Genomic DNA, 25,565 nt, shown 5'->3' on the forward strand with positions numbered 1-25,565 from the left:
GAAATGACCGCGAACGGTGATTCAGAAGAATTTATTTGCTGGTCAGTTGCAGGTTGGCGGCAGCCGGTTTGCCGTCGAAGGTGGTCACGCCTTCGAGCCAGCGCGCCTGGTCTTGCGGGTGATCCTTGAGCCACTGCCTGGCGGACTCGAAGGCGTCCTTGTGATCCAGCAACGGCTGCATCATTCGGCTCTCATCGGCGGCGGTGAAGGTCAGGTTGGTCAGCAGCTTGTGGATGTTGGGGCACTGCTGGGCATAGGTCGGCGTGGTGACGGTCCAGACGGTGGCCATGCCTTCGTTCGGGCCCAGGGCATTGTCGCTGCCGGTGAGGTAAGTCATGGCGATGTTGACGTTCATCGGATGCGGCGCCCAGCCGAAGAACACCACGGCTTCCTTGCGCCGCACCGCACGGTCGACGGCGGCGAGCATGCCGGCTTCGCTGGACTCCACCAACTGGAACTTGCCCAGGCCGAACTGGTTCTTGGCGATCATCGCCTTGATCTGGGTATTGGCGCCCGAGCCTGGCTCGATGCCGTAGATCTTGCCGCCCAGTTCTTTCTCGAACCTGGCGATGTCGGCGAAGGTTTTCAGGCCCTTGTCCGCCAGGTACGTCGGCACGGCGAGGGTGGCGCGGGCGTCTTCCAGGCTCGGTTTGTCGAGGACTTTGACTTGCCCTGCGTCGACGAACGGCGTGATGGTCTGGGTCATCAACGGGTTCCAGTAGCCGAGGAACAGGTCCAGGCGCTGGTCGCGGATGCCGGCGAAGATGATTTGCTGGGAGGCGCTGGTCTGTTTGGTCTTGTAGCCGAGGCCGTCGAGCAACACTTGGGTCATGGCGCTGGTGGCGATTACGTCGGTCCAGTTCACCACGCCCATGCGCACGTTCTGGCAGGATGGCGCGTCGGCCGCCAGGACATTCGTACTCAAGATGGCGCTGGCGCTGAGTGCGAGCACGCAGCGGCGGATCAGTCGATTCATGGAGGTTCCCTCGGCAGGTCGTTATTGTGGGGGCCGGCGTCTTTGTGCGCCGTGGGATCACGTTACGCAGCTTGAGGGGCGACAAAACGCACGGCGGCGACCCGCTCTTGCACTGCAGCGACCTGTCCTCTTGAATCCGTCCATGAACGGGAGTATCACAGGGCCACGCTGCCCGTCCTACGAGAGCGCCACCATGTCCCAGGATGTCCACTTTTTGCTGATGCCGGGCTTCTCGGCCATCGGCTTTATCTCGGCGCTCGAACCGCTGCGGGTGGCCAACCGTTTTCGCGGCGAGCTGTACCGCTGGCACATCTTGAGCGCCGACGGCGGCGCGGTGCTGGCGAGCAATGGCATGTCGGTCAACGCCGACGCGGCGCTGGAACCGCTGAAAAAAGGCGCGACCCTGCTGGTGGTGGCCGGCTTCGAGCCGCTGCAGTTCGCCACCCCCGCGCTGGAGCATTGGCTGCGTCGCCTCGACCATGACGGCGTGACCCTCGGCGCCATCGACACCGGCGCCTGCATCCTCGCCGAAGCCGGCCTGCTCGACGGCCATCGCCTGACCCTGCACTGGGAAGCCATCGACGCCTTCAAGGAGTCCTACCCCCATCTGACGGTGACCCAGGAACTCTTCGAGATCGACCGCCGTCGCATCACCTGCGCCGGCGGCACCGCCTCCATCGACCTGATGCTCGACCTGATCGCCCAGGCCCACGGCCCGGAGCTGGCGATCCAGGTTTCCGAACAATTCGTGCTGGGTCGCATCCGCCCGCGCAAGGACCACCAGCGCATGCAGATCGTCACGCGCTACGGCATCAACAACAAGAAACTGGTGCAGGTGATCGGCGAGATGGAACAGCACACCGAACCGCCCCTGAGCACCCTAGCCCTGGCTGACGCGATCAAGGTCACGCGGCGCCAGTTGGAGCGGCTGTTCCGCCTGCACCTGAACGACACGCCGAGCAACTTCTACCTCGGCCTGCGCCTGGAAAAAGCCCGGCAGTTATTGCGCCAGAGCGACATGAGCGTGCTGGAGGTGAGCATTGCGTGCGGGTTTGAGTCGCCGTCGTATTTCACCCGCAGCTATCGGGCGCGGTTTGCCAAGTGCCCACGGGAGGATCGGCGACGGGAGGTGGTTTGACCGGCGATTATAGTCAATTATACTCACGACTATAATTTATAGTTCATTCAATAATTGAGTATAAAAGCATGTCCAAGCCCAGCGGTTTTGTGTTCCGCCGCCCCGCGCTGGCAAGCAGTATTGCCGATGGCCTGGTGGGGGCCGGTTTGCAGGATTTCACCTCCGGCCTGTTTCTCGCGGCGCCGCGTCGCACCGGCAAAAGTACCTTTATGCGCGAAGACCTGATCCCGCACTGCCAGGCCCGTGGCTGGCTGACGGTGTATGTCGACCTGTGGGCCGACAAAGAAAAAGATCCCGCCGAGCTGATTTCCAGCGCGATTGCCGGGGCACTGGTGCCTTTCGAAAAGGGCATTCGCAAGCTGGCCAAGCAGGTCGGCATTGAAAAACTCAACTTCCTGCGCACCTTGTCCTGGGACTTCACCAAACCCCAGTTGCCCGTGGGAGCAACGCTCACACAGGCGTTGGAATTGCTTCACAGCGCCGCCGAGAAAACCGTGGTGCTGGTGATCGACGAAGCCCAGCACGCACTCACCAGCGAAGCGGGCATCAACGCCATGTTTGCCCTCAAGGCCGCGCGCGACCAGCTCAACCAGGGTCGCGAAGGCGAGGGCAGCGGCCTGCACCTGGTGTTCACCGGGTCCAACCGCGACAAGCTCGCCCATTTGGTCCTGGGCAAAAGCCAGCCGTTCTTCGGGTCCAGCATCACGCCATTTCCGTTGCTGGGAAAAGAGTTCACCCAGGCGTACACCGCGCACCTCAACGCCCACTTGGCCAAGACCAATCAATTCAATGCCGCCGACATTGATGAAGCGTTCGAGTTGGTGGGCCGGCGCCCGGAAATGCTGCGCACCATCGTGGGCGAAGTGGCGCTGGAGTTGGGCGAGGCGAGCCAACTCGGGCAACTGCTGCACAGCCGCGCCGAGCTGCTGCGCGCTGGCGTGTGGACCGAATTCGAAAGCGCCTGGAACGCCCTGACCTTGCCCCAACGAGCTGTATTGCAAGTGATGGTCGAGCGCTCACAAAGCAACGAACCGTTCGCACCGTTTACCGACAGCACCCTTACCGCAGTCAGCAAGGCCCTGGAGGACATGGGCAGCGATGCGGTTCCGGGCACCCAGACCATCCAGGCCTGCATCGATGCCCTGCGCGATAAGGAGCTTGTATGGAAATCGAGCCGGGGCGGGTATGCCCTGGAAGACAAAACCTTCGGCGACTGGCTGCTGCACAAGCGCCGTACGCTGGGCTAAAGACACCCCAAAACCCCGGTGGCAGAGGGTTATTTTTTCAGCAGGGCCGAACACGCAGCCTTGTAGGCCTCGTGCTGGTATTTGTTCAGCGTCGTCGGCAGCTCGAAATTGTGCTTCTTGTACTGCGCATTGAGGGTCTGCGGCGACAGCAGCGTCACTTCAACCCCGTCGAGCAACTGAAACACCCCTTCAATCTTGAATGTCGTCGGCCCACCGGCGAATTCACCTTTCTTGCTGCGCTTCTTGATGGCGATGCGTTCGATGGCGTTGGCCTGCACAAACGCCTTCACCTGAGCGGCGAAGGCTTTGACGTTGGCGGCGTCATCGTCGTCTTCCAGGGCGATTTTCTTGCTGGCCAGGGCGACATGGCTCAGCGCCTGGTTATCCAGGGAGGCGACAGCGATGATGGCTTCGCTGCCTTTGATTTCGATGCCGCAGGTTTTCATGAAAGGCCTTGGGTCCCGTGAAAGTGGCGGGGATTGTCGCTTATTCCTGCCCGATCGACTCCAGAAACTCCGACCGCTCATCGCTCATCCGCGCCAGGCAGTCGTTCAGCTCGATGGCATAGGCCTTGGTCCCCGTCACCGCCGGGAAGGTGTCCACCGCGCAATCGGCGTCGCGCAGTTTTTCCCACTTCTGCTGGGCATCCTTCAGACGGGCGGTAATGTCCGCCAGTTTTGACTTGTCGCTGCCATAGGTCGAACCCATGCGTTCGAGCAGCCCTTGATAGTTATCCTTGAGCAATTGCTCGGCGGTGGTTTTGTTGTAGGTGGCGCATTCCAGGGTTTGCTTGTCGTTTTCGATGCCGTCGCACGGCGTGCTGTCGGTGTCTTCGGCGGCGTGGACGCCGGTTGCGATGAGTGCCAAAGCCAGGAAAATCGATTTCATTGCGCCGTCTCATATCGGTGGATGCGTGAATTCTGGCTCAAGCGTAAGACAAAGAACAGTCGCCAGACAGACGTGTCTTAGCGACCTTCGTCGCGGATTGACGCTTTCGGCAATTCCCCTGTCGTTTTTGCACCCGGTCCGGTCGGCCCCTGGGCATATGCTGGCCCCAAAGCGCCGGCAGACGATTCGGCGCATGAATCGCCAATAAGGGGACGCCTGATGAGCCCAGCGCAATTACACGCAGACAGCATCGTTATCGACGGGCTGATTATTGCCAAGTGGAACCGCGAGCTGTTCGAGGACATGCGCAAGGGTGGCCTGACCGCCGCCAACTGCACCGTGTCGGTGTGGGAAGGCTTCCAGGCCACGATCAACAACATCGTGGCCAGCCAGACCCTGATCCGCGAAAACAGTGACCTGGTAATCCCGGTGAAAACCACCGCCGACATCCTTAAAGCCAAGGAACAGGGCAAGACCGGCATCATCTTCGGCTTCCAGAACGCCCATGCCTTCGAAGACCAGCTCGGCTACGTCGAGATCTTCAAGCAGCTCGGCGTCGGTGTGGTGCAGATGTGCTACAACACCCAGAACCTGGTGGGCACCGGCTGCTACGAGCGCGACGGTGGCCTGTCGGGTTTCGGGCGCGAGATCGTCGGCGAGATGAACCGCGTCGGCATCATGTGCGACCTGTCCCACGTCGGCTCCAAGACCAGCGAAGAAGTCATCCTCGAATCGAAAAAACCGGTGTGCTACTCCCACTGCCTGCCGTCCGGGCTCAAGGAGCACCCGCGCAACAAGTCCGATGCAGAACTCAAATTCATCGCTGACCACGGCGGCTTTGTCGGCGTGACCATGTTCGCGCCGTTCCTGGCCAAAGGCATCGATTCGACCATTGACGACTACGCCGAAGCCATCGAATACACCATGAACATCGTCGGCGAAGACGCCATTGGCATCGGCACCGATTTCACCCAGGGCCATGGCCAGGATTTCTTCGAAATGCTGACCCATGACAAAGGCTACGCCCGCCGCCTGACCAGCTTCGGCAAGATCATCAACCCCCTGGGCATCCGCACCGTGGGCGAGTTCCCCAACCTCACCGAGACCCTGCTCAAGCGCGGCCACAGCGAACGCGTGGTGCGCAAGATCATGGGCGAGAACTGGGTCAACGTCTTGAAGGACGTGTGGGGCGAATAAGCCGACCGCACCCTCGGGCAACACCACCACGAATTTTTCTGGAGTTAAGTTTCCATGGCCAAGATCGCCCCGCAATTACCCATCGAAGTCGACAGCGAAACCGGTGTCTGGACTTCCGACGCCCTGCCGATGCTGTACGTGCCGCGTCATTTCTTCGTCAACAACCACATGGGCATCGAAGAAGTGCTGGGCGCCGAAGCCTATGCCGAGATTCTCTACAAGGCCGGCTACAAATCCGCCTGGCACTGGTGTGAAAAAGAAGCCGAATGCCACGGCCTGGAAGGCGTCGCGGTGTTCGAGCACTACATGAAGCGCCTGTCGCAACGCGGCTGGGGCCTGTTCAAGATCCAGGACATCGACCTCGACAAAGGCACCGCCAGCGTCAAGCTCGAACACTCGGCCTTCGTCTACGTGTACGGCAAGGTCGGGCGCAAAGTGGACTACATGTTCACCGGCTGGTTCGCCGGCGCCATGGATCAGATTCTGCAAGCCCGCGGCAGCAACATCCGAACCGTGGCCGAACAAGTCTACGGCGGCTCCGAAGAGGGCCACGACGACGGCCTGTTCACCGTCAAGCCGTTGTAAGTCGAGGAATCCTGCCATGGCTTTCGAAGCAATGTTCGCGCCGATCCAGATCGGCAAACTGACCATCCGCAACCGCGTGCTCAGTACCGCCCACGCCGAGGTGTACGCCACCGATGGCGGCATGACCACCGACCGCTATGTGAAGTACTACGAAGAGAAAGCCAAGGGCGGGATCGGCCTGGCCATCTGCGGCGGCTCCTCGGTGGTGGCCATCGACAGCCCCCAGGAATGGTGGAGCTCGGTGAACCTGTCCACCGACCGCATCATCCCGCACTTCCAGAACCTGGCCGACGCCATGCACAAGCATGGCGCCAAGATCATGATCCAGATTACCCACATGGGCCGTCGTTCGCGTTGGGACGGCTTTAACTGGCCGACCCTGATGTCGCCGTCCGGCGTGCGCGAGCCGGTGCACCGTGCTACGTGCAAGACCATCGAGCCGGAAGAAATCTGGCGCGTGATCGGCAACTACGCCCAGGCCGCGCGGCGCGCCAAGGCCGGTGGCCTGGATGGCGTGGAGCTGTCCGCCGTGCACCAGCACATGATCGACCAGTTCTGGAGCCCACGGGTCAACAAGCGTACCGACGAATGGGGCGGCACCTTTGAAGGCCGCATGAAGTTCGGCCTGGAAGTGTTGAAAGCCGTGCGCGCCGAAGTGGGCGACGACTTCTGCGTGGGCATGCGCCTGTGCGGGGACGAGTTCCACCCGGACGGCCTGTCCCACGAGGACATGAAGCAGATCGCCAAGTATTACGACGACACCGGCATGCTCGATTTCATCGGCGTGGTCGGCTCGGGCTGCGACACCCATAACACCCTGGCCAACGTCATCCCGAACATGAGTTATCCACCGGAGCCGTTCCTGCACCTGGCCGCCGGTATCAAGGAAGTGGTCAAGGTTCCGGTGCTGCACGCGCAGAACATCAAGGACCCGAACCAGGCCACGCGCATCCTCGAAGGCGGCTATGTGGACATGGTCGGCATGACCCGCGCCCACATCGCTGACCCGCACTTGATCGCCAAGATCAAGATGGGCCAGATCGACCAGATCAAGCAGTGCGTCGGCGCCAACTATTGCATCGACCGCCAGTACCAGGGCCTGGATGTGCTGTGCATCCAGAACGCCGCGACCTCCCGTGAATACATGGGCGTGCCGCACATCATCGAAAAATCCACCGGGCCGAAACGCAAGGTCGTGGTGGTCGGTGCCGGCCCGGCCGGGATGGAAGCCGCGCGCGTGGCGGCCGAACGCGGCCACGACGTCACCCTGCTGGAGAAAAAAGAATTCATCGGCGGACAGATCACCACTGCCTCCAAGGCCCCGCAGCGCGACCAGATCGCCGGCATCACCCGCTGGTTCCAGCTGGAGCTGGCGCGCTTGAAAGTCGACCTGCGCCTGGGCGTCGCGGCGGATGCCGAGACCATCCTGGACCTGCGTCCGGACGTGGTGGTGCTGGCCGTCGGCGGGCATCCGTATATCGAGCAGAACGAACACTGGGGCGCCGCCGAAGGCTTGGTGGTGAGCAGCTGGGATGTGCTCGACGGCAAAGTCGCGCCAGGCAAGAACGTGCTGGTGTACGACACCATCTGTGAGTTCACCGGCATGTCGGTGGCCGACTTCCTGGCGGACAAAGGCAGCCAGGTGGAAATCGTCACCGATGACATCAAGCCTGGGGTGGCCATCGGCGGTACGTCGTTCCCGACCTACTACCGCAGCATGTATCCCAAGGAAGTGATCATGACCGGCGACATGATGCTGGAAAAGGTCTACCGCGAAGGCGACAAGCTGGTGGCGGTGCTGGAGAACGAATACACCGGCGCCAAAGAGGAGCGGGTGGTGGACCAGGTGGTAGTGGAAAACGGCGTGCGTCCGGACGAAGCGATTTACTACGGGCTCAAGGAAGGTTCGCGCAACAAGGGCCAGATTGACGTCGAAGCCTTGTTCGCGATCAAGCCGCAGCCGTGCCTGAGCGAAGCGGGCGAGGGCTACCTGCTGTTCCGCATCGGCGACTGTGTGGCGCAGCGCAACACCCACGCCGCGATCTATGACGCCTTGCGCCTGTGCAAAGACTTTTGATCAGGTGAACTCGGTCAAATGTGGGAGGGGGCTCGCTCCCGATAGCGGTGGGTCAGCTACAGCTGTATCGACTGACAGACTGCTATCGGGAGCAAGCCCCCTCCCACATTCAGGCCCGGTTTCACAGTAGACCTGTGTGGTCTGTGGGAGCTTCACCATGTTGAACACCTTGCTGCCTATTCTCTTGTTTGCCGCTCTGGGCCTCGCTGCGCTCGGCGCCTTGCGCCGGGTGAACATGTGGCGCCGTGGGCGCGCGTCGAAGGTCGACCTGCTGGGCGGCCTGCTGGCCATGCCCAAGCGCTACATGGTCGACCTGCACCACGTGGTCGCCCGCGATAAATACATCGCCAACACCCACGTCGCCACGGCCCTGGGCTTTGTGCTGTCGGCGCTGCTGGCGATCCTGGTGCACGGCTTCGGCCTGCATAACCGCATTCTCGGTTACGCGCTGCTGCTGGCCTCGGTGCTGATGTTTGTCGGCGCCACGTTTGTCTACCTGCGTCGACGCAACCCGCCGTCGCGCCTGTCCAAAGGCCCGTGGATGCGCCTGCCGAAAAGCCTGATGGCGTTCTCGGTGAGCTTCTTCCTGGTGACGCTGCCGGTGGCTGGGGTCCTGCCCGCCGACTTCGGTGGCTGGCTGCTGGCCGCGCTGCTCGGCGTTGGCGTGCTGTGGGGCGTGTCGGAAATGTTTTTCGGCATGACCTGGGGCGGGCCGATGAAGCACGCCTTCGCCGGTGCCCTGCATTTGGCCTGGCACCGCCGCGCCGAGCGCTTTGGCGGGGGCCGTTCCACCGGTTTGAAACCGCTGGACCTGAACGATAAAACCGCGCCCCTGGGCGTGGAAAAACCCAAGGATTTCACCTGGAACCAACTGCTCGGTTTCGACGCCTGCGTGCAGTGCGGCAAGTGTGAAGCGGCGTGCCCGGCGTTCGCCGCCGGCCAGCCACTGAACCCGAAAAAACTGATCCAGGACATGGTGGTCGGCCTGGCCGGTGGCACCGATGCCAAGTTCGCCGGCAGCCCGTATCCGGGCAAACCCATTGGCGAGCACGGCGGCAACCCGCACCAACCGATCGTCAACGGGCTGGTGGACGCCGAGACCCTATGGTCATGCACCACCTGCCGCGCCTGCGTGGAAGAGTGCCCGATGATGATCGAGCACGTGGACGCCATCGTCGACATGCGCCGCCACCTGACCCTGGAAAAAGGCGCCACGCCGAACAAGGGCGCCGAAGTCCTGGAAAACCTGATCGCCACCGACAACCCCGGCGGTTTTGCGCCGGGCGGTCGGCTGAACTGGGCGGCGGACTTGAACCTGCCGCTGCTCAGCGACAAGGGCCGCTGCGACGTGCTGTTCTGGGTCGGCGACGGTGCCTTCGACATGCGCAACCAACGCACCCTGCGCGCGTTCGTCAAAGTGCTCAAAGCCGCCAAGGTCGACTTCGCCGTACTCGGCCTGGAAGAACGCGACAGCGGCGACGTGGCGCGACGCCTGGGGGATGAAGCGACCTTCCAGCTGTTGGCCACGCGCAATATCCAGACGTTGGCCAAGTACAGCTTCAAGCGCATCGTCACCTGCGATCCCCACAGTTTCCATGTGCTGAAAAACGAATACGGCGCCTTCAACGGTGACTACGTGGTGCAGCACCACAGCACGTTCATGGCCGAGCTGATCGACGCCGGCGCGCTGAACCTGGGCCAGCACAAAGGCAACAGCGTGACCTATCACGACCCGTGCTACCTGGGCCGCTACAACGGCGAATACGAGGCGCCGCGCCAAGTGCTGCGGGCGCTGGGTATCGAGGTCAAGGAGATGCAACGCTCGGGCTTCCGTTCACGCTGCTGCGGCGGCGGTGGCGGCGCGCCGATCACCGACATTCCCGGCAAGCAACGTATTCCCGACATGCGTATGGACGACATCCGCGAAACCGGTGCCGAGCTGGTGGCCGTGGGTTGCCCGCAATGCACCGCGATGCTTGAAGGCGTGGTCGAACCGCGTCCGCGGATTTTGGACATCGCTGAGTTGGTGGCCGACGCCTTGCTAGAAGACGCTGCCCCTGCCAAAGCCCCGATCAAACGTGAACCTGCGGAGGTGCATTGATGAGCGACATTATCCGCCGCGACCCACGGGCCGAATGGATTGCCCGCAACCGCCTGCACCCGCTGCATGCGGCGATGCAACCGGTGCAACACAGTTGGATGGGCCCCAACGGGGTTATCCGCAAAAACGTACACGGTGTCGGGTTTATCGGCCCCAACGGCATCAAGCGCATCGACCGCAGCGGCGCCCAACAGGGCGGCGCGGCCAAGCGCACGGCGGCGGTGGAAGTGCAATTGCCGCTGCATCAGATCGCCGAACCGGCGTTCTACATCAGCGTCGTGCCAGACATGGTCGGCGGCCGCTTGAGCAGTCACGACCGCGACCTGCTCGGCCTCGCCCGGCAACTGGCCGGCAGCGACGGCGCGGTGCTGGCGGTGGTGTTTGGCGAGCACAAGGAAAGCGCGTTTGCCACGGCCGGCGTCGACCGTCTGCTGGTGCTCGAAGGCCATGAGTTCGACGGTTATGCGCCGGAGCAACGTGTCCAGGGCCTGCGGGCTGTGGATAACCAGTTCAACCCGCGCCACTGGCTGCTGCCCGACAGCCGCAGCGGTGGCGGTGAGTTGGGTCGGCGCTTGGCCGCCAGCCTCAACGAACGCCCGGCCACGCGGGTCTGGCAGATCAAGGGCAACGAATGCATCGGCCGCGCCGGTGCCGGCCAGCAAGATTTGGCGCGGCCACTGCCACGCCTGATCCTCGCCGCCGCCGAATGCGCCGAGCCGGTCAGCGACACCCGTCACGAAGTGCTGCCCGTGGAGTTATCCACAACCCTGGCGCGCCGCCTGCCGCGTATCGAAGACCTCGGCGCGGTGGCGGTGGACCCGGCGGCGATTCCCATGGCCGAGGCCGAATTCATTTTCTCCGGCGGCAATGGGGTCAAGGACTGGGCGCTGTTCCACCAGACCGCCGCCGCCCTGGGCGCCACTGAAGGCGCCTCGCGCGTTGCGGTGGACGATGGCTTCATGGCCCGCGATCGCCAGGTCGGCGCCAGCGGCACTTGGGTCACGGCGCGGGTGTATGTAGCCGTGGGGATTTCCGGGGCGATCCAGCACCTGCAAGGCATCGGTGCCTGCGACAAGGTGGTGGCGATCAACCTCGATGCGGGCTGCGACATGATCAAGCGTGCCGACCTGTCGGTGATCGGCGACAGCGCGGCGATTCTGCAGGCCTTGATCGATGCGGTTCACACATACCGCAACGGCGCCAAGCGCGATGCGGCTTAAGGAAATGGCCATGACCACGAATGTAATCAGCCTGGTGTCCATCGGCGCCCACCCCACCTCCGGCCGCCCGCGCCGCGCCGAACAGGATGCGCGCGCGGTCGAATTGGGCCTGCAAATGGCGGGGGATAAGTTGCAGGTGCTGCACGCCGGCGACATTGCCGAACCGACCTTGCGCAGTTACCTGGGCATGGGCTTGCCCCAACTGCATGTGCTCGAACAACCGGCGGGCAGCGATGCCTTGCCGGTGCTCAGTGAATATTTGCGCGAGTCCGGCGCCCAGGTGGTGCTCGCCGGCAGCCAGGCCGAAACCGGTGAAGGTTCGGGGATGTTGCCGTTCCTGCTCGCCGAGCAACTGGGCTGGCCGTTGATTGTCGGGCTGGCGCAGGTGGAGTCCATCGACGGCGGCATCGCCCATGTGCTGCAAGCCTTGCCACGGGGCCAGCGGCGGCGCCTGAAGGTGCGTCTGCCGTTCCTGGCCACGGTAGACAACGCCGCGCCCAAGCCACGCCAGAGCGCCTACGGCCCGGCGCAACGCGGGGAACTGGCGGCCCATGAGGTCGAGGTCGAAGAGGACGAATTATTCGCCGGCGCCCAGCTGAATCCCGCCAAGCCACGGCCCAAGCGTCTCAAGGTGATCAAGGCCAAGAGCGGCGCCGACCGCATGAAAGCCGCGACGGCCAAGGCCAGCGGTGGCGGCGGGCAAGTGCTCAAGGGCCTGAGCGCCGAAGACGGCGCGCAAGCGATCCTCAAGCTGCTGATCGAAGAAGGCGTCGTGCGCTGACCCGCCCCTACCGCCATCGCTCCTACCGTCAAGGTGGTGGGGGTGGTGGGGCGGCGGGTTTGGGTACCAGTTCCGGCAACGGCGGCGGCAAGGCCTGCCATGTCGCGTCCGGCTGCTGCATCGGCGGTGGCAGCGGGGGCAAGGCGTCGCCGCCGCTCGGTTTGAGGATCATTTTGTCGGTGGTGTCGCGCAGGATCATGCCTTCGGTCGAACTGCGCGCCTCGGTGCCGCTGTGGAAGGTGCTGATCTGGGAAATCGGCAGGTCCAGGTTGCGTTCGATCCTGGGCGTGAGCAGCAGGATGATTTCGGTCTTTTGCTGGGTGGTGACCTGGGTACCGAACAGCTTGTTGCCGAGCCATGGGATCTGGCTCAACCATGGCAATCCTGAACCTTCCTCGACGTCGGCCGTGCGGATCAACCCCGAGACGATCTGGGTTTCATTGTTGCGCGCGGTCAACAGGGTCTTGGTCGAGCGCGACCCCAGCTCAAACGTGGCCGGTACGTTTTCCGAGCCGGGAATGCGTTTGGTGATGTGGCTCATCTCTACGTTCAATTCCAGGTTCACCTCATCGCTCAGGCTGATGATGGGCTTGAGGCGGATTTGCAGGCCCACGTCCTGGTAAGACACCGACGAGGTGGTGACCTGGTTGGCGGTGGTCGTGGTGACTACCGGAATCTTGTCGCCGATATTGACCTCGGCCTCTTCGCGGTTACGCACCCGCACGCGCGGGTTGGCCAGGGTCACGGTGTTGCCGCTGCGCTGCAGCATATTGATCCGCGCCGAGGTGCTGCCGGCGTCCAGCAGGATGTTGTCGCTGTTGAGGCCGCGCAGCGCGCTGAGGGGCGTGCCCGCCAGCCCGGCCGGTACATTCGCCAGGTTGCCCACGGACAGGCCGATCGCATCCGGGTAGTCGATACCCAGGTTCTTCTCGTCGGTCACCGCCACTTCCAGCACTTGAATGCCGATGGTCACTTCCGCCTGGGCGATGTCCAGCGCTTCCACCAGTTTTTCCACGGCACTCAAAGTGTCGAGCCCGTCGCGCACGATCACCGCGTTGAGGCGTTCGTCCACCAGCACCTCCTTGGGCTTGAGGGTTTGTTTGATCTCGGCGGCGACAACCTTGGCTTCGCCATGGCTGAGGTAGAAAGTGCGCACCGCGAGCTCGCGGTATTCGCGTTCCTTGTCCGGGCGCCGGGGGTAAATCAGCAGGGTGTTGTTGTTGAGGATTTTCTTTTCCAGGCCTTGGGTGGTCAGCAGCAGGTTGAGCGCGTCCTCGGCGGTGGTGCGGCTGGCGGTCAGGCTTGCCGAGGCGCTGGGGTTGACGTCCTTGTCGATGACAAAGTTGACCCCGGACAAGCGGGCGATGGTCTCGAAAATCGTGGTCAGGCTTTGCGCGCTGAATTCCAGACTCAGCGGTTTGCGCATGGCTTCGGACAGGTCGGCGCTGAGGTAATCGGCGCTCACCAGTTCACGGGTCAGGGCGTTGCGAAAATCCAGGGCCTCTCGGTAGTTGGGCTTTTGCGCGATGATCTGGCGCACCAGGTTAAGGGCTTCCACCGGGTTGGCGCGCTTCATTTCATAGGCCCGGGCCAGTTGCGGGCGCAGTTGTTTCATCGCCTGGATGTTCTGGATTTCCTGGCGCGCGCCGAGGTTGGCGGGGTCGTATTTGAGGATGGTTTCCAGGGCCCGCAGGGCCGCCGCATCGTCACCGCGCATCAGCGCGGTGCTGGCCTCGCGGCTGTATTGGGCGACCAGTAATTCCAGGTTGCTGAATTGCGCGGTGCGCAATTGCACGTCGTCGGGGGCTTGCCTGGATTCGGCCTGCAACACTTCCACCGAGCGCACGATGTCGCCTTTCTGGCGCAGCTCATCGCTCTGCTTGATCGCCCGCTGGGTTTCGCACCCGACCAGCACCAGCAGTGCCAGGCTCAAGGGGCCCCACGGAGGTATGCTCATGATCGTGTCCTGCCCGTGTCAGTGGTTGTCCAGGCGCAAGGTGCTGGCATGCTTGAGGGGCATGTAGGTCAGCACCACCACGCTGTCGGTGAGCTTGTCCAAGCGGTAGTGCGCGTCGAGCATCTTGCCCGGCACGATGCGTCCGGGCACCGAGCAGCGGTTGCACAGGGTGTACTGGTTGCCGTTGCCGCTGAGCACGACGATTTTTGCCTGGTGCTCGTAGCGCCACTGCGCACTCACGCGAAACGGCAGCGGCGGCGGCTTGGGCGGCGTGGTGTCGACCGGTGGCGGCGGCGGTGGCGGCGGGTTCCAGGATTGGCTGGGGAACAGGTCGACCGTCGTCGCCGGCGTTGGTGTGACCGGCCGCGCTGGCGGCGCCGGCTCGAGCGGGCGGGTGGCGACCGGCGTGGCTGTCTGGGTGGGGCTGTCGGGTGTTTCCTGCCAGAACAGCCAGGCGCAGCCCACCAGGGTGAGCAGCAGCAATACGCGCAGATACAGCGGCAGCTTCATTCCACCACCCCCAGCACGCTCAGTTTGAGGTTGATGTTCAGCATGCCGCTGCTGATGGCCTTGCGTTCCAGGGTGAGGCTTTCGATGCGCACCGCCGGTTCGCGTGCCATCTCGTTCAGCACCTCGCGCAACAGGCTGTAGGGGCCGGTGAGGGGGATTTCCACCTCCAGGCGTTGCAGCCCGGTGTCGCCGGGGGCGGAGTACGCTAGGTTGGTCTGCTCGATGAGGAAACCGCGTTGGGCGAGCAAGCCCAGGAGTTTTTCCAGGCGCGGGGCGAAGTCCTCGGCGCCGGGCATTTTTTCTACCGCCACCGGCTCCGTGACCTGAACCTCCTGGGGCTGTTCGGCGATGCCGGCTTCCAGCTCCTGGCGCCGTTGTTGGTCGCTGATCAGCGCCGGACGAATCACCGCCACGTCGATCAACAGCGCCGCCGCCATCATGCCCAGTGCCAGCAGCCCCCAGAACCCCAGGCGTTGCCGGCACTGCATCAGCTGCCAGCGCAGGCGCGGCATATGGCGGCTGAGGGCGTCCATCGGCGGCTACCCTGCGCCAACGCTGAGTTTGACCTGCACCGGGTGTTGCGGGTCGTCGGTCTTGCGCATGCTCTGTTGCAGGTTCACCTGTACGCCGGGCTGGGCTTGCAGCCGTTCGACAAAGCGAAAGGCATCGCCGAGCGCCTTGGCCTCCAGCTCCAGGTTCAGCCGTTGTGCCTGGGTGTTGACCTCCAGGCGCGTCAGGGCAATGTCCCGGGACCAGGCCTGGGCCACGGCGTCCATCAAGGCGAAGGGGCTGGCCGATTGCTGGGCGAAGGCCGCCAACTGTTGTTTTTGCGCGGGCGACAGGCGGATCGCTGCCTGGATCAGTTGCTCCTGGCGACGCGTCAGCTGGATAAATTGCTGCTCTTGTTCATCGGTCTGCCGTTGCAGGTCTTGCATGTGTTGCCACTGCTGCCAGGTGCTGAACGACAGCACGGCGGCGCCCAGCCACAGCGCGGCCACCCAGGCCCGTCGAGGGGCGCCGGGGTGCTGGAAATCGACGTTGGGCGCACGGGGTGCGCGCAGCGCTTGCCAGAAGCGCATGAGCCTGGGGTTCATACCGAGGGTTCCTCCAGCCACGGGTGCAAGGGCCCCAGGCGTTCGTCCGTCGGGGTGTTGGCGACCACTCGCAGGGGCAGTGCGGCTCGCTCCACCAAGAGGCCGGCGGTGAACAGGTTGTCGTTCAAGGCACTGTCGGGCTGGGTCGGGATCGCACACACCTGGTCAAGCACGCCGTGCTGTCGATACAGGCAACTGAGGCCTTCGGCTTCGGGGACCGCCAGCACGCAGTCGTCGGGCAAGTGTCGCCAATACCGGCGGGCGACGGCCGTCAGCAGCGGCTCGCAAGTGACCAGGGGCAAATGGTGCAGCTTGAACAGGTCGCGCAGGTCGTGCAGCAAGTCCCGCGGCGTGGCGACCGCCAGGCGTTGCTGGCCGAACGCGCCGTCGGCGAGCTGCACCTGCCAGGCCGGCAGGTCGAGGCCCGCCTGCTGGCTGAACGTGGCTTCGGCGAAGCCCTGCCAGTCGTCGCTGCTGTACAGGCCGGTCTGCCAGGGCAGCATCAGGTAGTGCACATGGGGGAAACCCAGCAGCAGTGTGGCCCGGTCGAGAAACCGCACAGGCCCGCGCGGCACCTGTTCGAGCAGCTCGGCGCAGGCCGTCAGGGGGGCGCCGGCACTGCGCGCGCGCCACACCGGCGCGCCCCGCCAGCGTGCCCGCGCGGCCCATTCGGCGCCGGCGCTGTGCAGCCACGCCACATGCTCAATAAAGGGAAATGACACGGTGGATCTCCTTGAGCGTGGTGTGGCCCAAGGCGGCATGGGCCAGGGCGATATCGCGGATAAACACATGGCCGGCGTCTCGCGCCAGTTCACGCAAGGTGGATGCTGAGCTGCGCTTGAGCAGACCCTCTTTGATCGAGTCGTTCAGGCTCAGCACTTCGGCCAGGGCGAGCCGGCCGCGATAACCGGTGTGACGGCAGGCGTCGCAGCCTTTGCCTTCGCGATAGGCCCCGTTGTCGAGTTGGGCCTCGGGCAATTGCGCCAGGCGGGCGATGTCCGCGTCGGGGCGAGTCTCTACGCCGCAGTCCGGGCAGACGCGTCGCACCAGGCGTTGGGCGACAACGCCATTGAGGGCTTCGACGAAACTCGCCGGGTCCACGTCCATGTAGGTGAAGCGCTCCAGCACGCTGAACGCGCTGTTGGCATGCACCGAAGACATCACCAGGTGCCCGGTCAGCGCCGCCTGCACCGCGATGCCGGCGGTTTCGCCATCGCGGATTTCCCCCACCAGAATGGTGTCCGGGTCATGGCGCAGGATCGAGCGCAGGCCACGGGCGAACGTCAGGCCCTTCTTGTCGTTGACCGGGATTTGCAACACGCCGGGCAGTTCGTATTCCACCGGGTCTTCGATGGTGATGATTTTTTTCTCGCCGGTGTTGGTCTCCGACAAGGCCGCATACAAGGTGGTGGATTTGCCGCTGCCGGTGGGACCGGTCACCAGCAACATGCCGTAGGGTTCGCTGGCCAGCACGCGGATGCGCGCGATGGTGTCGGCGTCCAGCCCCAGGTTGGCCAGGCTCAGGGATTCGCCGCGCTGGGATTTGTCGAGAATCCGCAGCACCGCATCCTCGCCGTGGATGCTGGGCATGATCGACACGCGAAAATCCACTTCGCGGCCCTGGATTTTCATCTTGAAGCGCCCGTCCTGGGGCACCCGCCGCTCGCCGATATCCAGCTCCGACAGGACCTTGAGGCGCGACAGTGCCTGCTCCGCCATGTCCATGCCGCTGGCTTGGCCCATCTGCTGCAACACGCCGTCGATGCGGTACTTGATGACCAGGCCCTGCGGGGTGGTTTCCACGTGGATATCGCTGGCACGACTTTGCAGGGCATCGAACAGCATGGAGTTGACCAGGCGCACCACGGGGTTGTCGTCGCGGGCGATGCTGCTCAGGGAAATCTCCTGGGCAGCCTGGCCGACCGGGCCGTTTTCGTCGGCTTCGCCGAAGGGCTGCATGACCCGTTGGCTGGCTTCGGCCTGGGTCAACTGGGCCTTGACCGCACCGGGCAGGCTCATCGCCAGGGGCAACTGGCGCAGGGTGGCGCTGGATTGCAGCCAGTAGCGGCTGGCCAGGGTGAACGGGTCGCCGAGCACCAGGCACGGCTCGCCCTCGTGGTCCACGGGTAATACGTTGTGGATCAGCGCCAGGGGCAGCGCCAGCAGATCGAAGCGCCAATGCTCGCTCAACTGCTGCGGCGCAATGGCGCGCAGGCCCAGGGGCCGGGCGATGGTCGCCAACTGGTCGGGCGCCTGCTCGAGCACCTCCAGCAAATAGCGGGACAGGCTGATGCCGCGTTGCGCCGCGAGGGCTTGCCATTGGTGTGTCTGCTCGCTCATCTCGCTACCCCTGGATGGAACCGGCCAGCTCGAAAATCGGCATGTACAACATGAACACGATCAGGCCGATCAACCCGCCCACCACCAGCATCAACAACGGCTCGAATACCTTGCTGAACAGTTCGATGGCGCGTTCCAGGGCTTCGTCGTGGAACTGCGCAATGCGTTCGCACATCGCCGCCAGCTCGCCGCTTTGCTCGCCCACCCGCAGCAGGCGTTCGGCGACGGCGGTGGTCAGTTGGTGGCGGGCCAGGGAGGTGGACAAGGGCTGGCCGGCCTGGATATCGGTCATGGCGTGGCGCAGGTCGGCCTGGCGTTCCGCCGGCAGCAGCGCGCCGGACAGCGCCACGGCGGTGACCACCGGCATGCCGCCCATCAGCAACATGCCGGCGGTGCGATAAAAGCGCGCGAGGACGAACAGCGTGCGCTGCGCCCCCAGGCTGGGGATTTTCCACAGCAGGCGGGCCGCGCGCTGCTTGAAGGCGGCGCTGCGCAACAACAGCACCAGGCCGCCCACGGCCAGCACCAGGCCGGTGAGCAACAGGTTGCCCTGGGTCTGCACCAGGTCGCCCCACCACACCATCAGGCGCGCGGTGGCGGGCAGGTCGGCCACGGCGTCGAACACGGCGGCAAAACGCGGGATCACGAAAAACAGCAGGAACACCAGAATCAACGCCCCCACGCTGAGCACCACCATCGGGTACATCAGCGCGCCGCTGACGCGTTTTTTCACCGCTTCCAGGTGCGCTTCGAAATGGTGATAACGCCGCAGCGCCACCGACAGTTGCCCGCTGTGTTCGGAGGACGCCACGGTGGCGATCAGCAGGGACGGGAACACCTCGGGCTTGAGTTGCAGGGCTTTGGACAATGAATTGCCCTGGTACATCGACGCCAGCAAGTCGCTCATCACCTGGCGATTGATCCCCGGCGCGGCCTTGTCGCGCAGGGTTTCCACGGCTTCCACCAGCACCAGGCCGGCGTCCAGCAACACCACCAGTTCCTGGATGAACAGGCCCAGGGCGAAGCGCGCGCGCCGGCCCGGCCACCGGAGTTGGCGGCGCGCCTGCAACGAGATCACTTGGGCGCCGTCGGCCTGCAACTGGTGGCGGGCCTGGTCGACGTCGAGGGCTTGCACGCGCAGGGTGTGCAGATGGCCGTCCCGCACGATACGGGCGTCGAAGTCGATCATGGCGTTTGCCTCGCCAACTGCTGGCGCTGTTGCAGCAATTGGCCGTAATAGCGCCACACGGCCGCCGCATAGTGGGCGCGGCGGCTGTCACGTTGCGGCCCGGTGCCGGCGTTGTAGGCGCCCACCGCTTGCCAGCCGTAGCCTTTTTCGCGGATGAACCCGGCCAGAATCCACGCGCCGACGATCACGCTGGTACAGGGCTGGCTGATCAGGTGCTGTTCGGTGATGCCGTATTGCGCCAGCGTGGGCAAGTGACGGCTGTTGATTTGCATCAGGCCGATGTCGCGGCTGCCGTCGCTGTTGACGTTGCGGGCCATGGGGTTGAGGCCGGACTCGACCTTGGCGATGGCGTAGAGCAAGAGCGGATCGACGTGGTAGCGACTGGCTGCCAGCTGCCAGCAATTGGCCAGGGCCGGGCCGCTCAGGCACAGCCAGAACAGGGTGATCCACACCGTGCGCATGGCCGGCTCACAGTCCGAACACAATGTCGGCGTTGGTGCCTTCCCCGCCGGCCTTGCCATCGCGACCGAGGGAGATGATCTCCACCTCGTTGGGGGGCGTGCCGGGATTTTTGTACTGGTAGGGATTGTTCCACGGGTCTGGCGGCGTGGCCTTGGGCAAGTACGGGCCGTGCCAGTTCGGTTCGCTGGCGGGCCGTTCGCTCAGGGCGTTGAGCCCCAGCGTTTCGGCGGGGTAGTGGCCATTGTCCAGGCGATATTGGTTCAGGGCATCGCCCAGGGACTTCATCTGGCCCTTGGCGGTTTGCACCTTGGCCAGCTCCAGGCGGTCGAACATCTTGGGGCCGACGTACCCGGCGAGCAACGCGATGATCAGCAGAACGACCAGCAATTCCAGCAGGGTAAAACCGGCGTGGGGTCTGTGGATAACTGAGGGAATGGCCATGGGAATACCCTGTTGGGAGTGCCAAGGTACGGCGGTTATGTCTCAATCTCCCGGCCCGCTGTAGAGCGGGCACCGCCGGTAGTACGTCGATACATACCCTTACAACTGTAGCGTTTGCCGATATAAGGCGCCGTGAGGCGCCCTATAACGTTTGGCTCTTGTGTTTATTGGCTTAATGCATATGCCCATGGGCTCATGGCACTTGTTCCCATGCCTGATCCCACGCCGCACCGGTGCCCGGCGCATAAGCCCACGCCGCGCCGGCGCACCAGGGGGTGAACGGCTGCGGTTTGCAGCGGTAGTTGTTGCCTCGGTTGCTGACGATGTCGCCGGCTTTGTAGGCGGTGCCCTCCTTGTAGGCCGGGTACTCTTCGCCGCCGCCCGCCGGGGTCACGGTGAAGTTCTGTTCGGCCTGGCCGGTCTTGCCGTTTTGCTGGTCGCGAACATTCAGGCTGGCCGTGAAGGACGTCGCCTCCGTGACGGTGCCAGCGGTGCCGCTGACGGTGGCACCGTTCGGCGCACTGGTCATGCCCGGAACGACCCATTGATAGACCAGTTGCCCGTTGCTGCCGCTGGACCCGGTGCCGCTGAAGGTAAAGGCCTGTCCTGACTTCAGTGCGGTCGGGCCGGTGATCCGGGCGACGGGCGCGGTGGGATTGACCGGGGTTACGCCGCCCGGGACGATCGCCATCGCCTTGGAGTACCCCTCGGCCCTGACGAAGACCGAATTGGCGTCGGGGTCGGAAGGGTTGAACACGATGTTGTTGCCTTCTTTTTCACCCACTTTGGCGATGGACGGGTTGATTTGACTCGCCAGTTGCTGGCCCCAGATGTTCGCGTCCAGGTTGCTCGCATCGATGGGCAGGGTGATGTCGACGACTTCCTTGGCTTGCGGGGTGTTGTCCAGGATCCGGAAGTGCACCGAATCACCCGGCACGAGCGCCTTCATGACCGCATCGATGAATTGGCCAAGATCGAACCAGCGGTCCGGAATGCCGGCCCTGACGATGTTGATATCGCTGCAGTTGTAGAAGCCTTCCCCTGCCGGATCGTCGCGCTGCCACTGCACGAAGAGCGTTGCCTTGCCCGATTGCTCGGGGGGATCGGCACCGGGAACTTGAAGAACCCGGAGGCGGAAATGACCGGCGGCCGGGTGCCCCAGTTGGTTTGCGCGACGTCCAGTTTTTCGGTGTGGATAAGGGTCAGGTCATTCCAGGTCAACGGTGAGCGGGTCGGATCGAAGCCCGGTTTGGTGAGAAATACTTTGGCGAAACTGGGCACGTGCGGCGCCGTACCGATGATGCGCACCTCCATCGTGCCGTTGGTGGGGGTGACGTCGGTGCGATACCAATCGTTCGATACCAGGTTCAGCCCGTCTTTCTTGCTGTCCGCCGCCGAACAGAGTTTGCCGTCCGGCACTTCGCGCTTAACGATTTCCAGGTCTTCATAGCCGGGTTTCGGGATCAAATGAGCCACTTCGTTCCATTGTTGGCCGGGGTACTGTCCGCTTTTGCGGGCCAGCGCCGCGCACCCGGCATCGCTGGGGTTGCCGGACCAAAAGTCCGGAAGTGTCTTGCAGTAGACCTGTCGTGCGATGGGGGTATCCACCGCGCCGTGGGCCATCGCCAGCGCCGGTACCAGAAGTACCAGCGCGAGCATCCACATGATCAAAGTCCTCGTATGTCGCTGTAAGTTCTTCATGCTGTAGTCCGCCTTGATTCAGATAAACAAGTTCCGAACGGCTGGAACGCTCAGTGTGTGCATGGGCATCATCGGGTTGGCTGATCTCCATGGGGCGCGGTGGGGGTTGCAGGATGGCTCTGCCCAGGGCCGTGCAGAAATACCCACCCTTGATAACTGCCTTGCCCTGTAAAACCTTGGTCGATGACGGCGAAGTCACCCTGTTTGAAGGGCGTGCCCGCGGCCTGGCTGAACACGCCCATGATGGTGTCGCCAGGGCCGGGCACCACGCCCCAGTCGGCGCGGCCGGTCAACGGGTCGTCGTAGACTTTGCGCAGGTAGCGCTTGATCGTGGGTTGGCGGCGATCGAGCACCAGGTCTTCCAGGGTCTTGGGGTAGGTGTTGCCCGCGCTGTAATACAGGCCGATGGCCCGCCGAATCTCATCGCCACGGGCCAGCAGCTGCGACTCGCGCTCGCGTTGCAGCACGCTGGACCACAGGGTGCCGACTTCCATCAACATCACGGCCACCACGGCCACCGTCACCAGCATGGCCATGAACACCGCGCCGTGCTGGCCGTGCCTACCAGTCTGCATAGGCGCTCCCATCGTTACCGTTGCCCCTGGCGCCGCTGCGCACATCGCCCAGGCCTTGTTCGTCGGACGGCTGCAGTTGCCAGGTGTCGCGCTTGCCCGTCAGCGGGTCCATGGGGATCTCGCGCAGGTAGCGGCGGTCCACCAGGGCTTGCAGGGAATCGGGGTTGGCGCCGTGGTCTTCGCGGTATTGGTCCAGCGCCTGGCGCAGGGTGGAGAGGTTGTGGCGCAGCACGGTTTCCTGGGCCTTGGTGTGCTGGCGAAAATACTGCGGGGTGACCAGGGTCATGAGGGTGGCGATGATGGCCATGACCACCAGCAACTCGATCAGGGTAAAGCCCCGATCACCACTGGCTGTATAACGTTCCATTCAAACTCTCCCGGGTACTTCGGGATGAAACGTCGAATACATCTTCTCCCGCTTGTGGGTTGTCGGCCGTGCTTTTGTAACTGCGCAGTTGCCAGGTGTTTTCGGGCGCGACGTCAGGGCACTCGCAGAGCGGGTCGCGAGGAATACGGCGCAGGAAATAGAGTTTGCGGCCTTGCAGACTGGTTTTGTCCGTGACCCCTTCGACCAGCACGCTCAAGGAGGGTGGGTAACCCGAGTCGGTGATGCTCTTTTCGATACGACCGTCGTCAGCCGCTTGTTTGTAGGAATCGATGGCGCGGCGTATCTCTCGCAACGAACGTTGCAAGTCCAATTCCCGGTCGCGTTTACCCATCAATGCTGTCAGCGGATAAGCCACTGTCGCGAGCGTGGCCAGCAGGGCCAGCGTCAGTAGCAACTCAATCAGCGTAAAACCTTTGGCGCAGTGACGGCTGGGCTTGCCCTGCCACATCACTTCTGTACCTCCGTTCAGGCTGCCAAGGACTTCCGCGTTAACCCAGGCCTATGGATTCGGTTGCAAAGGTGAGTGTAGATGCTGAGTGTTTTTTGTACAGGTGATGGGGTTACCCACAAACGCTGTGAGCGTAGCTGTGGATAAGGTGTTCGTGGGTGCCCACAGGCCAGGCAAATCAACGCCTGTAGCCGGTTGTATGAAAAACGATCAGGCTAAGTCACGGTTTTTACGGGGATTTCTGTGTGGATAAGGCCAGTGCGCTGTTGCGACTTGCCCCCAAAGTCTGTTGGCGCTTCTGTGGATAAGATGTTCGCTATCGGCTACAGGCCATATGGATAAAGGCTTCCAATGGTTTGATTAATTATTGATCAATTCAGCCTTTGACGCGGATAAAAACCCTGAAAGCCTCGGTTTATGACGCTTTGGCACGGTTTTCCACAGCACCGGCGAAGTTGCCCCCAAAGTCTGTTGGTGCTTCTGTGGATAAGGTGTTCGCGTACTGCTACAGGCCACGGTTCATATGGCTTGTACGGAGTTGTTCAAAAAATGATCGATGGTGCCTGAAAACCGCCAAGTCGAATAAGTCACGGATTTTCTTGATTTAATTTCGGCGGATGGGCGCACTTGCCCACAATTGCTGTGGGTGGCTCTGTGGATAAGTTGTTGGGCAAAGGCTGGAGGGCAGGCTGACAGCGGTCTTGCAGACAATTGAACGTTTTTCGTACAACACCACCTCCGTGTAGGAGCGAGCTTGCTCGCGAAGAATGCCAAGACACTGCGTTCATCCAAGATGGGCGCGTGATCGTTGACGACCTTCGCGAGCTAGCTCGCTCCTACAGGAGATTGGGGGTTATTCGTGGACGGCAACGCCTTTGAGGTAAGGCGCCGGCGCCGCGCCGAGGTTGTTGAGCATGCGCTCGCTGTACCAGTCCACAAAGTTCACCACGCCGAACTCATAGGTCTGGGAGTACGGGCCCGGTTGGTAGGCGGCGGAGTTGATGCCGCGCTGGTTTTCTTCGGCCAGGCGACGGTCCTGGTCGTTGGTGGCGTCCCACACCAGGCGCATGCGCTCGGGGTCATAGTCCACGCCTTCGACGGCGTCCTTGTGCACCAGCCACTTGGTGGTGACCATGGTTTCCTGGGCGCTGATCGGCCACACGGTGAACACAATGATGTGGTCGCCCATGCAGTGGTTCCACGAGTGCGGCAAGTGCAGGATGCGCATCGAGCCCAGGTCCGGGTTCTTGATGCGGCCCATCAGTTTGGCGCAGCCCTGTTTGCCGTCCATGGTCATCGACACGGTGCCCTTGAGCAGCGGCATGCGCACGATACGGTTACGCAGGCCAAAGCTGGCGTGGGCGTAGGGGATCTTCTCGGCTTCCCAGGCGGCCGCGGAGTCCGCGACGTGATCCTTGAACGCCTGGTCGGCGCGCGGGTCGGTGACGTCGTCCCATTCCAGCAGGGTTTTCAGCAGTTCCGGGTGCGACGCGTTGCAGTGGTAGCACTCGCGGTTGTTTTCCAGCACCAGCTTCCAGTTGGCCTTTTCCATCAAGGTGGTTTGCACCGCCACCTTGGTGTTCTCCATGTCGTAGGGTTCCATGTAGTGGTTCAGCGTCGACAGGAAGTCATCGATGGCCGGCGGGTTTTCGGCCAGGCAGATAAAGATGTAGCCACCGGAGGTCTTCACGTTCACCGGCTTCAAGCCGTATTGCTTCATGTCGAAGTCGGCGCCCATCTCGGTGCCGGCGAACAGCAGGCGGCCGTCGAGCTCATAGGTCCACTGGTGGTACGGGCAGACCAGCTTGGCGACCTTGCCCTTCTCACTGGCGCACAAGCGTGAGCCACGGTGGCGGCAGACGTTATGGAACGCATGCACCACGCCATCGGCGCCGCGGAGCACGATGACCGGGTTCTTGCCCACTTGCAGGGTCAGGTAGTTGCCCTTGGCCGGGATCTCGCAGGTCATGCCGGCGATCAACCACTCTTTCTGGAAGATCTCCTGCATGTCGATATCAAACAGGCGCTCATCGGTGTAGAACGGCTGGGGCAGCGAAAAGGTGCGCTCGCGCTCTTGCAGCATCTGCGCGGTGGCCTTGCGTGCGGGTTCCAGCGGATCGCCCAGGCTTAAGGTTGCGGTGACGTCCATCGTGTATGTCCTCATGGCCATTCGGTGTGGCCGGCGAATAGTGGCTGATCAGGTTTGCAGCAAGGCGTAAACAAAGCGTCGTTGTTGGGAGCGAGTGTGGG

The 25,565-nt window shown here is 63.2% G+C and carries 26 protein-coding genes; 8 read left to right on the forward strand and 18 right to left on the reverse strand.

Annotated elements, in window-relative coordinates; genetic code table 11:
- Positions 1-31: 31 nt before the first annotated feature.
- Positions 32-976: a choline ABC transporter substrate-binding protein gene (locus BLR63_RS24830; RefSeq protein ID WP_010565959.1), complete on the reverse strand. Its 945-nt coding sequence runs from the start codon at positions 974-976 to the stop codon at positions 32-34.
- A gap of 193 nt (positions 977-1,169) precedes the next feature.
- Here BLR63_RS24830 and BLR63_RS24835 point away from each other — a divergent pair, with 193 nt between their 5' ends.
- Positions 1,170-2,114 carry a GlxA family transcriptional regulator gene (locus tag BLR63_RS24835; protein WP_010565960.1) on the forward strand — a complete coding sequence of 315 codons (945 nt, stop codon included), beginning with the start codon at positions 1,170-1,172 and terminating at the stop codon, positions 2,112-2,114.
- 68 nt (positions 2,115-2,182) lie between these two features.
- On the forward strand, positions 2,183-3,361 hold the full coding sequence (locus BLR63_RS24840; protein ID WP_010565961.1) for an ATP-binding protein: 1,179 nt from the start codon (positions 2,183-2,185) through the stop codon (positions 3,359-3,361).
- 29 nt (positions 3,362-3,390) lie between these two features.
- On the opposite strand, the gene BLR63_RS24845 is transcribed toward BLR63_RS24840, so the two are convergent.
- Both BLR63_RS24845 and BLR63_RS24850 read right to left on the reverse strand, forming a co-directional pair.
- Positions 3,391-3,807: a DUF3010 family protein gene (locus tag BLR63_RS24845; protein WP_010565962.1), complete on the reverse strand. Its 417-nt coding sequence runs from the start codon at positions 3,805-3,807 to the stop codon at positions 3,391-3,393.
- A 40-nt stretch (positions 3,808-3,847) separates the two neighbouring features.
- On the reverse strand, positions 3,848-4,249 hold the full coding sequence (locus tag BLR63_RS24850; RefSeq protein WP_010565963.1) for a lysozyme inhibitor LprI family protein: 402 nt from the start codon (positions 4,247-4,249) through the stop codon (positions 3,848-3,850).
- Positions 4,250-4,468: 219 nt separating this feature from the next.
- On the opposite strand from BLR63_RS24850, the gene BLR63_RS24860 reads away from it, so the two are divergent.
- The 6 genes from BLR63_RS24860 to etfB all read left to right on the forward strand — a co-directional run bounded on the left by BLR63_RS24860 (position 4,469) and on the right by etfB (position 12,210).
- Entirely contained in the window at positions 4,469-5,446 is a 978-nt protein-coding gene (locus BLR63_RS24860) for a dipeptidase (protein WP_010565964.1), read from the forward strand.
- Positions 5,447-5,500: 54 nt separating this feature from the next.
- Positions 5,501-6,031, forward strand: a complete 531-nt coding sequence (locus BLR63_RS24865; protein WP_010565965.1) for a DUF5943 domain-containing protein — start codon at positions 5,501-5,503, stop codon at positions 6,029-6,031.
- Between the two features lie 16 nt (positions 6,032-6,047).
- Positions 6,048-8,108 carry a dimethylglycine demethylation protein DgcA gene (gene dgcA / locus BLR63_RS24870; protein ID WP_010565966.1) on the forward strand — a complete coding sequence of 687 codons (2,061 nt, stop codon included), beginning with the start codon at positions 6,048-6,050 and terminating at the stop codon, positions 8,106-8,108.
- 157 nt (positions 8,109-8,265) lie between these two features.
- Positions 8,266-10,209 carry a dimethylglycine demethylation protein DgcB gene (gene dgcB / locus BLR63_RS24875; RefSeq protein ID WP_010565967.1) on the forward strand — a complete coding sequence of 648 codons (1,944 nt, stop codon included), beginning with the start codon at positions 8,266-8,268 and terminating at the stop codon, positions 10,207-10,209.
- Positions 10,209-11,429, forward strand: coding sequence for an electron transfer flavoprotein subunit alpha (gene etfA / locus BLR63_RS24880; RefSeq protein WP_010565968.1), 1,221 nt, complete (start codon positions 10,209-10,211; stop codon positions 11,427-11,429). The genes dgcB and etfA overlap by 1 nt, the downstream gene beginning before the upstream one ends.
- 10 nt (positions 11,430-11,439) lie before the next feature.
- A complete protein-coding gene (etfB, locus tag BLR63_RS24885) occupies positions 11,440-12,210 on the forward strand; it encodes an electron transfer flavoprotein subunit beta (protein ID WP_010565969.1) in 771 nt (256 codons plus the stop codon).
- 28 nt (positions 12,211-12,238) lie between these two features.
- Here the strand turns inward: etfB and BLR63_RS24890 are convergent, their stop codons facing one another.
- The 15 genes from BLR63_RS24890 to gbcA form a co-directional block, all read right to left on the reverse strand.
- Positions 12,239-14,167: a secretin N-terminal domain-containing protein gene (locus BLR63_RS24890; protein ID WP_010565970.1), complete on the reverse strand. Its 1,929-nt coding sequence runs from the start codon at positions 14,165-14,167 to the stop codon at positions 12,239-12,241.
- A gap of 18 nt (positions 14,168-14,185) precedes the next feature.
- Positions 14,186-14,677 (reverse strand): hypothetical protein, encoded by a 492-nt coding sequence (locus BLR63_RS24895; protein ID WP_010565971.1) that lies wholly within the window; start codon positions 14,675-14,677, stop codon positions 14,186-14,188.
- A complete protein-coding gene (locus BLR63_RS24900) occupies positions 14,674-15,210 on the reverse strand; it encodes a hypothetical protein (protein WP_010565972.1) in 537 nt (178 codons plus the stop codon). The genes BLR63_RS24895 and BLR63_RS24900 overlap by 4 nt, the downstream gene beginning before the upstream one ends.
- Before the next feature lie 6 nt (positions 15,211-15,216).
- A complete protein-coding gene (locus tag BLR63_RS24905) occupies positions 15,217-15,771 on the reverse strand; it encodes a hypothetical protein (RefSeq protein ID WP_010565973.1) in 555 nt (184 codons plus the stop codon).
- On the reverse strand, positions 15,768-16,493 hold the full coding sequence (locus BLR63_RS24910; RefSeq protein ID WP_010565974.1) for a hypothetical protein: 726 nt from the start codon (positions 16,491-16,493) through the stop codon (positions 15,768-15,770). Before BLR63_RS24910 ends, BLR63_RS24905 begins: the two co-directional genes overlap by 4 nt.
- Entirely contained in the window at positions 16,474-18,111 is a 1,638-nt protein-coding gene (locus tag BLR63_RS24915) for a GspE/PulE family protein (RefSeq protein WP_010565975.1), read from the reverse strand. The genes BLR63_RS24910 and BLR63_RS24915 overlap by 20 nt, the downstream gene beginning before the upstream one ends.
- Before the next feature lie 4 nt (positions 18,112-18,115).
- Positions 18,116-19,300 (reverse strand): type II secretion system F family protein, encoded by a 1,185-nt coding sequence (locus tag BLR63_RS24920; protein WP_010565976.1) that lies wholly within the window; start codon positions 19,298-19,300, stop codon positions 18,116-18,118.
- A complete protein-coding gene (locus BLR63_RS24925) occupies positions 19,297-19,761 on the reverse strand; it encodes a transglycosylase SLT domain-containing protein (RefSeq protein WP_010565977.1) in 465 nt (154 codons plus the stop codon). Before BLR63_RS24925 ends, BLR63_RS24920 begins: the two co-directional genes overlap by 4 nt.
- 7 nt (positions 19,762-19,768) lie before the next feature.
- A complete protein-coding gene (gene gspG / locus BLR63_RS24930; protein WP_010565978.1) occupies positions 19,769-20,203 on the reverse strand; it encodes a type II secretion system major pseudopilin GspG in 435 nt (144 codons plus the stop codon).
- 193 nt (positions 20,204-20,396) lie between these two features.
- Positions 20,397-21,152 (reverse strand): hypothetical protein, encoded by a 756-nt coding sequence (locus tag BLR63_RS31975; protein WP_231998112.1) that lies wholly within the window; start codon positions 21,150-21,152, stop codon positions 20,397-20,399.
- The gene (locus BLR63_RS31980) at positions 21,149-21,868 is read right to left on the reverse strand and encodes a lytic polysaccharide monooxygenase auxiliary activity family 9 protein (RefSeq protein ID WP_231998114.1); all 720 of its coding nucleotides are present in this window, start codon (positions 21,866-21,868) and stop codon (positions 21,149-21,151) included. Before BLR63_RS31980 ends, BLR63_RS31975 begins: the two co-directional genes overlap by 4 nt.
- Positions 21,869-21,972: 104 nt before the next feature.
- A complete protein-coding gene (locus tag BLR63_RS24940; protein WP_010565980.1) occupies positions 21,973-22,479 on the reverse strand; it encodes a hypothetical protein in 507 nt (168 codons plus the stop codon).
- Positions 22,466-22,846, reverse strand: a complete 381-nt coding sequence (locus tag BLR63_RS24945; RefSeq protein WP_010565981.1) for a type II secretion system protein — start codon at positions 22,844-22,846, stop codon at positions 22,466-22,468. Before BLR63_RS24945 ends, BLR63_RS24940 begins: the two co-directional genes overlap by 14 nt.
- Positions 22,821-23,315: a type II secretion system protein gene (locus BLR63_RS24950; protein ID WP_010565982.1), complete on the reverse strand. Its 495-nt coding sequence runs from the start codon at positions 23,313-23,315 to the stop codon at positions 22,821-22,823. Before BLR63_RS24950 ends, BLR63_RS24945 begins: the two co-directional genes overlap by 26 nt.
- Before the next feature lie 853 nt (positions 23,316-24,168).
- On the reverse strand, positions 24,169-25,464 hold the full coding sequence (gbcA, locus tag BLR63_RS24955) for a glycine-betaine demethylase subunit GbcA (RefSeq protein ID WP_010565983.1): 1,296 nt from the start codon (positions 25,462-25,464) through the stop codon (positions 24,169-24,171).
- Between the last annotated feature and the right edge of the window lie 101 nt (positions 25,465-25,565).

This window comes from Pseudomonas extremaustralis (genome assembly GCF_900102035.1).
Classification (GTDB): Bacteria; Pseudomonadota; Gammaproteobacteria; order Pseudomonadales; family Pseudomonadaceae; genus Aquipseudomonas; species Aquipseudomonas extremaustralis.